A 12,251-nucleotide genomic window follows, 5' to 3' on the forward strand; every position below is an offset into this window, starting at 1 on the left:
GCGCGATGACGCTCAGAGGGAAACACTTGGATATCGCCGCCTCATCAGCCGTGAACGGACGTGCGCCCGCCGCCAAGGCCGCCACGATCCGCGACGTCGCCGAACGGGCCAAGGTGTCCGTGGCCTCGGTGTCGCGCGTGCTGAACGGGTCGGACGCCATCACCGAAACCACGCGCCAGCGGGTGCTGGATGCGGTCGAACATCTTCACTACGTCCCCCATGTCGGGGCGCGCAGCCTGTCCACCAGCCGGACGGACACCATCGGGGTCATCCTGCCGGACCTGTACGGCGAGTTCTTCTCCGAACTGATCCGCGGCATGGACCTGGCCGCGCGGGCGCACGGCAAGCACCTGATCGTCTCCAGCTCCCACGGCGACACCGAAGAGACCATGGCGGCGCTGCGGTCGATGCGGGGCCGGGTCGACGGCATGATCGTGCTGTCGCCCCATGTGCGGGCCGCTAATCTGGCCGCCGACGTGGCGGGCCGGACCCCGGTCCTGGTCATGAATGGCGGCCTGGACGAGGGCGGGCGCCCGGCGATCGCCGTGGACAACCACGGCGGGGCGGTGGCCGCCGTCGAACATCTGATCGCCACCGGTCGTCGCCGCATCGCCCATATCCGGGGCGCCGCCGGCAACCTGGAAGCCGATATCCGCGCCGAAGGCTACGCCAGCGCCCTGGTCGGCCAGGATCCGATCATCGTCGAGGGCGACTTTACCCAGGCCGCCGGGCATCGCGCCGCCACACAGTTGATGGCGCTGGACCAGCGCCCGGACGCGGTGTTCGCGGCCAATGACATGATGGCCCTGGGCGCCCTGCTGGCCTTCCAGGAGGCGGGCGTGCGCTGCCCCGAGGACGTGGCGGTGGTCGGCTTCGACGACGTGCCGCTGGCCGCCCTGGTCCGGCCGACGCTGACCACGCTCAGAGTGAATATTGCGGAAATGGGCCGCCGGGGCGTCGAACGCCTCATCGGCCTGGTCCAGGCCGGCGCGAACGCCGAGGCGGACACCGCTTGTGAAATCGTTCGACCGGCCCTGGTCGTTCGTCAATCCACCGCGGCGGCCGCAACCGCCGGGTCAAACCCCGATCAGACGGCGGCGTCGCTGTCGTGAATCGGACCCATCAGGAGGGGACATCAGGATGATCAAGTTCAATACGCGTAGCGCGGCCCTGGCCGCCGTATCCGCCTTCGCCATCACCGCAGGCTTCGCCGGCGCGGCGACGGCGCAGGTCGCGACCTCGACCATTCGAGGCAGCGTCACCGACGGCGCTCAGGCCGAGCCTGGCGTCACCGTCGTCGCGCGCGACGTCAACTCGGGCTTCACCAACCGCACTACGGCCAACGCCCAGGGCGGCTATACCCTTTCCGGCCTTCGTCCCGGCACCTATGAGGTGACGGTAACCACTGCGGACGGCGATACCGCCACCGACACCGTCTCCATCGGCGTCGGTCAGGTTGGCAACCTGGATCTGGTCGTCGCCGACGCGTCGGGTGCGACCAATGTGGGCGAGATCGTGGTGGTGGGCCGTCGTCTGGTGGAAGTCCGCACGCCGGAGAGCGCCACCAACGTCACGACGCAGCAACTTCAGACGCTGCCGCAGTTGAACCGCAACTTCCTGAACTTCACTGCCCTGGCCCCGGGCGTTCGGGTCGGGACGAACCAGAAGGAAAGCCAGATCACGGCTGGCGGTCAGCGGGCGGAAGCGGTCAACGCCTTCATCGACGGGGCCAGCCTGAAGTCCAACATCATCGCCGGCGGCATCGTCGGTCAGGATGACAGTCGCGGGAACCCCTTCCCGCTGGCGGCGGTCCAAGAGTTCCGCGTCGTCAGCCAGAATTTCAAGGCTGAATACGAGCAGGCCTCCTCGGCGATCATCACAGCGGTGACCCGCTCGGGCACCAATGAATTCCATGGGGAAATCTTCGGCACCTACCGTGATCAAAGCATGGTCACCCAGGATGTGTTTGCCGAACGTCGAGGCGAAGAAAAGGCCGACCTGAACGTCAAACAATATGGCGCAGCCTTGGGCGGCCCGATCATTCAGGATCGCCTGCACTTCTTCGGCAGCTACGAGCACAAGGAAGAAAACGAGGCTGCCGTCGTGAATCTGGGTCGTCAGGACCCCGTGTATCAGGCCCAGTTCGCCGACTACCTCGGCACCTTTGCTACGCCGTTCGAAGAAGATCTGTATTTCGGAAAGCTCAGCTTCCAGCCTGCGGAAGGTCATCTGATCGATCTGAGCGTCACCTATCGTGACGAAGGTGAAGTCGCCAATGTCGGCGGGGCCAACTCTTTTGATCGTGCGACCGGTCTGCAGCAGACGACCAAGAGCGCCAACCTGCGTTATCAGTGGCAGGGGCAGGGCTTCCTGAACGAGGTCGCCGTCGATTATCGAAATTACCACTACAATCCGACGGCGGCCAATTTCGACACGCCGGGGGCTAGCTATCGGGTGTTCGATCGCGGCTATGATCCCTTCGGTGGCGCGACGATCTTGAACATCGGCGGCGCCAACACCCGCCAGGACATCACCGACGAGTCGCTGACCTTCCGTAACGACCTGACCCTCAACGAGGTCGAGTTCAAGGGCTTCCACACCATCAAGATGGGCGTGAAGTTCTCAAGCCAAGACTATCACGTCGAGAAGGAGTTCGGCCGCAATCCCGAGTTCTTCTATGATGTGGACGGGATCGGCAGCGGCGACGCCTCGGTGCCCTATCGGGTTCAACTGGGTAATGCCTTCCCGACTGTCGACCTGACGAACAAGGTCTATGGCGTCTATATCCAGGACGACTGGCGGATCACCGACAAGCTGGAGCTGAACCTCGGCATCCGCTGGGATTACGAGGACAACGCCAGTAACCCTGAATATGTGACGCCGCAATCTGTCGTGGACGGATTGAACCAGTGGATCGCTTCCACCGACGGCGGCAAGCCGGCCGGCTATGCGCCCAGCTGGTTCAACATTGGCGACTATATCTCGACCGGCGACAACCGCGATCCTTACGCCAAGGCCTTCCAGCCCCGGATTGGCTTCTCCTATGACGTCTTCGGCGATCGCGGCACCGTGATCTTCGGCGGCGCCGGGCGCTATTATGATCGGGTGAACTTCAACTTCGCCTTCGACGAGATCGCCAAGCCGTTCGACAACTCCAAGAACGCCTTCTTCACGACGACGCCCGGGGCGGTTCAGGACGGCAGTTCTGCCAATCCCTTCCTGTGGAACGCGTCCTACATGACGACGTCCGGTCTGGATGCGCTTCTGGCGACCATTCCCGCCAAGGGCGAAGCCTTCCTGCTGAAGAACGATTACGAGCCGCCGCGCACCGACCAGTTCAATCTGGGCGTCCGCCAGCGGGTCGGAGACTGGCAGACCGAGTTCACCCTGGCCTATGGCAAGACCGAGAACGAGTTCACCTGGCAGTATCTGAACCGCTGCCGCGAACCGAACTACGGCAACGACGGCGACGGTTTCGGTGATAACGGCGGCTGGTGCGGACCGGGCGGCAGCAATCCGTATCGCGGATACCTAGTGTCGGACCACAACAAGGAACGCGAGTTCACGGCCCTCTACGTCAAGCTGGACAAGCCCTACACGCGTGATTCCGGCTGGGGTGTGAACATTGCCTATACTCTGTCTGACGCACAGCAGAACGGCGGCAACGATAACTTCTGCTTCGACTGCTTCTCGGTAGAGGCTTCTCCGATGCGCAATTCGGCGAACAACGAGCGTCATCGGATCGTGGCCAACGGCATTCTGGACCTGCCGCTGGACTTCCAGCTCTCGGGCATCCTGACCCTGGGTTCGGGCACGCCGTTCGAAGTCTATGACGGCACGGGTTCGAACTTCTACTATCGACCCTACGGCGCTTATCCGGAGAAGGAGAACTTCTTCATCCCGAACGCCTTCGCCTATCGCAATCTGGATCTTCGTCTGACGAAGAAGATTGATATGGCAGGGGCCGGCGAGCTGCAGGTCTATGTTGATGCGATCAACGTGTTCAACTTCAAGAACTACAGCGGCTTCAACGGCGATGCTGGCACGCCCAACTTCGGCAACCCCAGCAGCGTGCAGTATCCGACGCGGTCGTTCCAGATCGGCGCCCGCTACGCCTTCTAACTCCCCCTGAGCCTGGGCCGCCTTCCGCTTGCGCGGGAGGCGGCCTTCTTCTTGATACAGACCCAGTGAGCGTGCCCATGAACCGTCGACACTTCCTGATGCGAACCACGGCGGGGGCTGCGGCTCTGGCGGTCGGCGGCATGGTCGCGGACCAGGCTGTGGCGCAGCAGGCGGTCACGGGCGCGGTCAACGGCACGCAGCGGCGGCCCCTGCGGCTGGACCGCGAGATCGACGAGCTTCAGGAACGCACCTTCCGCTGGTTCGAGAAGGTCACGGATCGGCGCACCGGTCTGACTCCCGATCGCTGGCCCACGCTGTCCTTCTGTTCGATCGCGGCGGTCGGCTTCGCCCTGACCTGCTGGCCCATCGGCGTCGAGCGGCGCTGGATGAGCCGGGACGAGGCGCGCGAACGCACCCTGACCACCGTCCGCCATTTCTACAGCCTGCCCCAGGGACCGGAGCCGACCGGCACGGCGGGGCACAAGGGCTTCTTCTATCATTTCCTCGATATGGAGACCGGGCTTCGCTACCGGACCAACGAGCTGTCGACCGTGGACACGGCCCTGCTGATCGCCGGCATGTTGTTCGCCGCCCGCTATTTCGACGGCGACCACCCGGACGAGGTCGAGATCCGCAGCCGGGTCCAGGCCCTGTACGAGCGGATCGAATGGGACTGGGCCGTCGTGCGCGACAACCGGATCACCATGGGCTGGCATCCGGAGAGCGGCTTCATCCCGTCCGACTGGCATGTCTATAACGAGGGGATGCTGCTGCTGCTGCTGGCCATCGGCAGCCCGACCCATCCGGTCTCGGTCAACGTCTGGCATGAGTGGGCCGCCAGCTATGACCAGAGCTGGACCGACCGCTGGGGCAGCTGGCACCTGAATTTCGCGCCGATCTTCGGCCATCAGTACAGCCATATGTACGTCGACTTCCGCGGCATCCAGGACGCCTGGATGCGGGGCCAGACGGCCCAGATGGGCGAGTATCTGGACTATTTCGAAAACAGCCGCCGCGCCGTCTACGCCCAGCAGAAATACGGCCACGACAATCCGGGCCAGTGGGCCGGCTATTCGTCCGAGACCTGGGGTCTGACGGCCTGCGACGGGCCGGGCGATTTCAAGCAGACGATCAACGGCGTGGAACGTGAGTTCTTCAGCTATTCGGCGCGCGGCCCCGGCGACCGCGACGACGGCACCATCGCCCCCACGGCGGCGGCCAGCTCCATCGCCTTCGCGCCCGAGATCGTCGTACCCTGCATCAAGGCGATGAAGAGCCGGTTCGGCGCGGGGATCTATACTGAGTGGGGCTTCCTCGACAGCTTCAACCCGACCCTGACCCAGCGCGACGGGCCGTTGCAGCACGGCAAGATCATTGACGGGGTGGGCTGGGTCGCCGACGACTATCTGGGCATCGACCAGGGCCCCATCGTCGGCATGACCGAGAACCATCGCTCCGACTTCATCTGGCGCTACATGCGCGGCGAGCCGCACATCCGTAAGGCCCTGGAGACAGCGGGCTTCACCGGCGGCTGGCTGAACGCATGACCTCTGGCCCGCACAGGCGGGGCGCCCTGGCGCTGCTGGCGGGCGGGGCGGCGGCGGCCTGCACCCCGCGTCGTGACGGCGAAACGGTGCTGCGCTTCTGGGCCATGGGCAATGAGGGCGGGACGGTGGGCCAGCTGATGCCCGAGTTCGAGCGCCGCAACCCCGGCGTCCGCGTCGCGGTCCAGCCCCTGCCTTGGACGGCGGCGCACGAGAAACTGCTCACCGCCTACGCCGGCGCGTCGCTGCCGGACGTCAGTCAGATCGGCAACACCTGGGTGTCGGAACTGACCGCCATCGGCGCCCTGTCGCCGACCCCGCCGGCCGCCGCCGACCTGCTGACCGATCAGTTCGAGGCGGTGCTGGAGACCAACGAGGTGGCCGGCCGGGCCATGACCACGCCCTGGTACGTCGATACGCGGCTGCTGTTTTATCGCACCGACCTTCTGGCCCGCGCCGGCTTCGGCGCCCCGCCCCGGGACTGGGCCGAGTGGAAGCGGGCCATGCACGGGATCAAGCGCGTGGCGGGCGGCGACAACTACGCCATCCTGCTGCCGTTGAACGAGTTCGAGCAGCTTCTGACCTTCGGCCTTCAGACCGAGGAGCCCTTGCTGCGGGACAGGAATACGCGCGGCAACTTCTCCAACCCCGGCTTCGTCTCGGCCCTGGCCTTCTATCGCAGCCTGTTCGCCGAGGGCCTGGCGCCCCTGGCTTCGGCGGCGCAGATCTCCAACGTCTGGACCGAATTCGCGCGCGGCTATTTCAGCTTCTACTTCTCCGGCCCGTGGAGCGTCGGCGACTTCCGTTCGCGCCTGCCGGCGTCGTTCCAGTCCAGCTGGGCCACGGCCGGCGTGCCGGGGCCGACTGGTCTGGGCGCCTCGGCGCCGGGTGGATCCAGCTTGGCGGTGTTCAAGTCCTCGCCGCATCAGGAGGCGGCCTGGGCCCTGGTGCGCTATCTGTCCGAACCGGCGGTCCAGGCCCGGTTCAACACCATCGTCGGCGACCTGCCGGCGCGAAAGAGCGCCTGGGACATCGCCCAGGTGGAGCGCGACCCCATGCTGGCGCCCTTCCGCGGCCAGCTGGAGCGGGCCAAGGCCGTGCCCAAGGTTCCGGAGTGGGAGCGGATCGTGACCGAGATGCAGATCGTCGCCGAACGGATGGTGCGCGGCGAATACACGCCCGAGACGGCGGCCGCCGAGATCGATCGCCGTGCTGATCGACTGCTGGAGAAGCGCCGCTGGATGATGGAGCAGGGCAGGGCCGTATGACCGTCGCCGATCCGACATTGGCCCGCGTGAAGCCGTCGCGTGGACGCGGGGCCAGAGAGCGCGCAGCCTGGGCCTTCGTCGCCCCTGCGATGATCGCCATCGGCCTGTTCTTCGCCCTTCCGGTGATCGCGGCCCTGTTGCTCAGCCTGACCGACTTCGACATCTACGCCCTGGCGAACCTCGACAATCTGCGCTTCGTCGGCTTGCAGAACTACGAGCGGCTGATGACCAATCCGCTGTTCTGGGGGGCGATGAAGAACACCCTGACCTTCGCGGTCCTGGGCGTGCCCCTGTCCATCGCGGCCTCCCTGGCGGCGGCGGTGATCCTGAACGCGCGGGTGGTGAAGTGGCGGCCGATCTGGCGGGTCATGTTCTTCGCCCCCTATGTCACCACCCTGGTCGCCACCGCCGTGGTCTGGCGCTATCTTCTGCACACCCGCTACGGCGTCATCAACTGGGGGCTGGAGAGCATCGGCCTGCCGGCGGTGGACTGGCTGGGCCAGCCCTCGACCTCGATCCCCGCCATCCTGATGTTCGTGGTCTGGAAGATCTTCGGCTACAATATGCTGATCTTCCTGGCGGTGCTCCAGACCGTGCCGGACGACCTGTACGAGGCCGCCCGCATCGACGGCGCCGGGCCGTGGAAGCAGTTCCGCCATGTCACCCTGCCGGCCATCGGCCCGACGATGTTGCTGGTCTCGATCATCTCGGTCGCCAGCTTCTTCCAGCTGTTCGCCGAACCCTATGTGATGACGCAGGGCGGCCCGGCCCAGAGCACGGTGACGGTGCTCTACTTCATGTACGAAGAGGGCTTCAAATGGTGGAACCTGGGCTCCGCCAGCGCGGTCGCCTTCGTCCTGTTCCTGTGCATCCTGGCCATTACCCTGGTGCAGCTGGCCGTGGCCAAGCGGGTGGGGGCGTACCAGTGAAGATCCGATCCATCCTGCTCAACCTCGCCGTCGCCCTGATCGCCCTCATCGTCCTGTTTCCCTTGGTCTGGATGGCGTCGGTCAGCTTCATGCCGACCGGCGAAGCGGCGACCTTCCCGCCGCCCCTGGTCCCGTCGCGCTGGACGCTGGAGCACTATCAGGACCTGTTCCTGAACCAGGGCATGGGCCGCTATCTGTGGAACAGCTTCGCCCTGGCGACCCTGGCGACGCTTCTGGCGCTCAGCTTCACCGTCCCGGCCGGCTACGCCTTCGCCAAGCTGAAATTCGCCGGGCGTGAGCGGCTGTTCCAGCTGCTGGTCGCCGCCCTGGTGGTGCCCGCCCAGATCGGCACCCTGCCGCTGTTTCTGATGCTGAAGGGGATGGGGCTGGTGAACACCTATGCAGGGGCGCTGGTGCCCTGGCTGGCCTCGATCTTCGGCCTGTTCCTGGTGCGCCAATATGCGCTGAGCATTCCCGACGAGATGCTGGAGGCCGCCCGCATAGACGGCGCGAGCGAGGGGCAGATCTTCCGCCGCATCGTCTTGCCGACGCTGCAGCCGATCATCGTGACCCTGGGTCTGTTCGTCTTCCTGGGCAGCTGGAACGACTTCCTGTGGCCGCTGATCATCCTGACGGACCAGTCGAACTACACCCTGCCGGTCGCCCTGGCGGCCCTGTCGCGCGAACATGTGCAGGACGTCGAACTGATGATGGCGGGCGCCGTCGTCACGGTCGCGCCGGTCCTGATCCTCTTCCTCGCCCTGCAACGCTACTACATCCGCGGCATGCTCGCGGGCAGCGTGAAGGGGTGATCCTTGTAGCCCTCCACCGCCGTCATCCTGGGCCTTGTGCCTAGGATCCATAGACTCCGTCGAGGACGGGACGCACGCCTTCGACACCGGGCGTATGGATCCTCGGGACAAGCCCGAGGATGACGGGGAGAGGGAAAACTGGAGTAATCCGAATGCGTATCCTGACCTCCGCCCTCGCGCTCAGCGCCGCCCTGATGGCCGCCCCCGCCGTCGCCCAGGACACGCGCGTTCTCGACAGCATGGACGACGCCTCGCGGTGGCAGGCCAGCGCCTCGACCGATGTCCACGCCGCCGTCTCCGCCGTGGCGGGGCATGACGGTCGGGCCGTCCGGCTCGACTACGACTTCGACGGCAAGGCCGGCTATGCGGTGCTCAGCCGGCCCCTGCCGTTCGACCTGCCCGACAATTACGAGATCAGCTTCTGGGTGCGCGGCGCCGGGCCGGTCAACACCTTCGAGGTTAAGCTGACCGACGCCTCAGCCGAGAACGTCTGGTGGAAACAGACGGCCCGCTACGACTTCCCCGACGGCTGGACGAAGTTCGTGATCAAGCGCCGCCAGGTGTCCAAGGCCTGGGGCCCCAGCCCGGAGACGGTGCTGCGCCGCGCCGAGCGGGTCGAGTTCGTCGTGGTGGCGGCCGAGGGCGGCAAGGGCGCCGTCGAGATCGATCAACTGAGCCTTCGCGCCCTGCCGGTCGATCCCGCCGTGCCGCCCCAGCCGGTCGCCGCGGATGGGCGGGCGCAGACGACGGCCGCCAACGCCGTCGATCTGGACCCGAAGACCGCCTGGACCCCGCCGGTGGGCGAAGCTTCGGCCCTGACCCTGGACCTGGGATACGAGCGCGAGTTCGGCGGCCTGACCCTGCGCTGGGGCGAGCGGGGCGCGGCGGCGGACTATCGGATTTCCGCCTCGACGGACGGACGGGACTGGCGCGAGCTGGCGACGGTCACGGGCGGGAACGGCGGCGTCGACTGGCTGCGTACGCCGGAGGCCACGGCGCGGTGGCTGCGGCTGGAGCCGCTGAAGCCGGTCCCCGCGTCGGACGTTGTCGGCTCGTCCGGCGCCGGCCAGCGGCTGGGCGCAGGGCAGGCGACGACCTATGCGCTGAACGAGATCGAGGTCGAACCCCTGGCCTTCGGCGAGGACGCCACGGCCTTCGTTGAGGCGGTGGCCAAGGAGAACCGACGCGGTCTCTATCCACGCGGCTTTTTCGGGGAACAGCCCTACTGGACCCTGGTCGGCGTCGACGGCGGCGGCGAGAGCGGGCTGATCGGCGAGGACGGCGCCATCGAACTGCGCCGCGCCGGCCCCAGCATCGAACCCTTCGTCGTCGACAACGGGCGGCTGATCACCTGGGCCGACGTCAATATCGAACAGGGGCTGAGGGACGACGACCTGCCGATCCCTTCGGTGACTTGGACCGCCGACGACTGGACGCTGAAGATCACCAGTTTCGCCGATGGTTTGCCGGACCAGGCGCGTCTGTGGGGCCGCTATGACCTGACCAACACCTCCAACCGGCCGCGCAGCCTGACCCTGGCCCTGACGGCGCGGCCGTTCCAGGTGAATGGACCCGTGCAGTTCCTGGCCATTCCGGGCGGCGTGGCGCCGGTCGAGAGGATCGCCTGGGACGGCGGCGCCCTGACGCTGAACGACGATGTCCGGGTTCACACCCTGACCGCGCCGGACGCCGTGGCGGCCTCCAGCTTCGACGCAGGGGCTGATCCTCAATCATTGATTTTGCCGACGTCGCGACGGCCCGCGGGCGAGCCGGTCGCCGTCTCCGACCCCACGGACCTGCCGGCCGGCGCCCTGCTGTACGAGGTGACGCTTCAGCCCGGCGAGACACGCACCTTCGGCTTCCTGTCGCCCCTGGCGGGCGATCCGCCGCTGGCCGGGGAGGGCGTCGCTGCTCTGGATCAGGCCGAGCAGGCGCTGGCGGCGGAGTGGCGCGAGAAGCTGGACCGGGTGGACCTGACCCTGCCGCCCGCCGCCCAGCGGATCGAGGACGCGCTGAAGTCATCCCTGGCCCATATGCTGATGTCGCGTCAGGGGCCGATCCTCCAGCCCGGCACCCGCAGCTACAACCGCTCCTGGATCCGCGACGGGGCCATGATGGCCGAGGGGCTGAACCGGCTGGGCATGGCCGAGCATTCGGCTGACTATCTGCGCTGGTACGCCCCCTATGTGTTCGACAACGGCAAGGTCCCGTGCTGCGTCGACGCACGCGGCGCCGATCCGGTGCCCGAGAACGACAGTCACGGCGAGTTCGTCTTCCTCGCTGCCGAGACCTATCGCTACACCGGCGACGAGGCCTTGCTGCGCCAGGTCTGGCCTCAGGTGCAGAAGGCCATCGCCTATATGGACGAGTTGCGCGCCTCCACCCGCACCGCCGCCTTCCAGACGCAGGGTCAGCGCCACCTTTACGGCCTGCTGCCGCCGACGATCAGCCACGAGGGCTATTCGGACAAGGCGGCCTATTCCTACTGGGACGATTTCTGGGGCCTGCTGGGCTACAAGGACGCGGTCTTCATCGCCCAGACCCTAGGCGACGCCGAGGCCGCCGCCCGCTACGCCGCCGCGCGCGATCAGTTCGCCGCCGACATTCGCGCGGCCATCATCGCGACGGCCCAGCATCACGGCATCGACTGGATCGCGGGCGCCGCCGACCGGGGCGATTTCGACGCCACCTCGACCACTATCGCCCTGTCGCCGGCGGGCGAGCAGGATAATCTTCCGCCCGAACTGATGGCGCGAACCTTCGATCTCTATTGGGAAAACTTCCAGAACCGCCTGACCAATCGCACCGCGTGGAAGGACTACACCCCCTACGAATGGCGGCTGGTCGGCGCCTATGTGCGGCTGGGCCAGAAGGACCGCGCCCTGGCGGTGCTGGACTTCCTGATGGCCGACCGCCGGCCCGAGGCCTGGAACGGCTGGGCCGAGGTGGTGGGGCGCGATGAACGCGAGCCCCGCTTCATCGGCGACATGCCCCACGCCTGGATCAGCTCCGACTATATCCGCTCGGCCCTGGACCTGTTCGCCTACGAACGGGACCGCGATCATGCCCTGGTGCTGGCGGCGGGCGTGCCCGAGGCCTGGCTGGATACGAAGGAGGGCGTGGGGGTGAAGGATCTGCGCACCGCCTATGGCTCGCTCACCTACGCCTATCGCAAACAGGGAGCGGCCTATGTGCTGACCCTGGGCGAGGGCGCGACGCCGCCGGGGGGCTATGTGCTGCAATGGCCGGCGGGCGCGGGGCGGCCCGAGCGGGTCCGCATCGACGGGCGGGCCGCGCACTGGACCGGCGACGAACTGGCGATCCCCGTGGGCGCGCGGCGGGTGGAGATGCGCTGAGTATCCACCTCCCTGCGCGCGAAGGCGCGCGGGGAGGACAGGCGGGAGCGTCAGCGGACGCCAGGAGGGGGCGACACGGTGTTAGAAGCTGGCCTGATCAACCCCGCCGCCTGAGTCGCCCCCTCCTGATCGCTACGCGATCTGTCCTTGTTTGTCGCTGATCGGTTAGATTTCCCCTGATCCGGGACGCCCGCCTGATGTTCACCGCATCAGGCGAGCC

Annotated in this window: 7 protein-coding genes; all 7 read left to right on the top strand. The window is 66.8% G+C overall.

Annotated elements, in window-relative coordinates; all coding sequences use genetic code 11:
- Positions 1-26: 26 nt before the first annotated feature.
- The 7 genes from AC07NC_RS01415 (at position 27) to AC07NC_RS01445 (ending at position 12,031) form a co-directional block, all read left to right on the top strand.
- Positions 27-1,112: a LacI family DNA-binding transcriptional regulator gene (locus AC07NC_RS01415; RefSeq protein WP_494568370.1), complete on the top strand. Its 1,086-nt coding sequence runs from the start codon at positions 27-29 to the stop codon at positions 1,110-1,112.
- A 28-nt stretch (positions 1,113-1,140) separates the two neighbouring features.
- A complete protein-coding gene (locus AC07NC_RS01420; RefSeq protein ID WP_494568371.1) occupies positions 1,141-4,122 on the top strand; it encodes a TonB-dependent receptor in 2,982 nt (993 codons plus the stop codon).
- Between the two features lie 77 nt (positions 4,123-4,199).
- Entirely contained in the window at positions 4,200-5,669 is a 1,470-nt protein-coding gene (locus AC07NC_RS01425; protein WP_494568372.1) for a glucoamylase family protein, read from the top strand.
- Complete coding sequence (locus AC07NC_RS01430) at positions 5,666-6,934, top strand: sugar ABC transporter substrate-binding protein (RefSeq protein WP_494568373.1); 1,269 nt, start codon at positions 5,666-5,668, stop codon at positions 6,932-6,934. The genes AC07NC_RS01425 and AC07NC_RS01430 overlap by 4 nt, the downstream gene beginning before the upstream one ends.
- Positions 6,931-7,863 carry a carbohydrate ABC transporter permease gene (locus AC07NC_RS01435; RefSeq protein WP_494568374.1) on the top strand — a complete coding sequence of 311 codons (933 nt, stop codon included), beginning with the start codon at positions 6,931-6,933 and terminating at the stop codon, positions 7,861-7,863. Before AC07NC_RS01430 ends, AC07NC_RS01435 begins: the two co-directional genes overlap by 4 nt.
- Positions 7,860-8,675: a carbohydrate ABC transporter permease gene (locus AC07NC_RS01440; protein WP_494568375.1), complete on the top strand. Its 816-nt coding sequence runs from the start codon at positions 7,860-7,862 to the stop codon at positions 8,673-8,675. Before AC07NC_RS01435 ends, AC07NC_RS01440 begins: the two co-directional genes overlap by 4 nt.
- A gap of 152 nt (positions 8,676-8,827) precedes the next feature.
- The gene (locus AC07NC_RS01445) at positions 8,828-12,031 is read left to right on the top strand and encodes a discoidin domain-containing protein (RefSeq protein ID WP_494568376.1); all 3,204 of its coding nucleotides are present in this window, start codon (positions 8,828-8,830) and stop codon (positions 12,029-12,031) included.
- Positions 12,032-12,251 lie beyond the last annotated feature (220 nt).

It is taken from the genome of Brevundimonas sp. GW821-FHT10A07 (genome assembly GCF_059415785.1).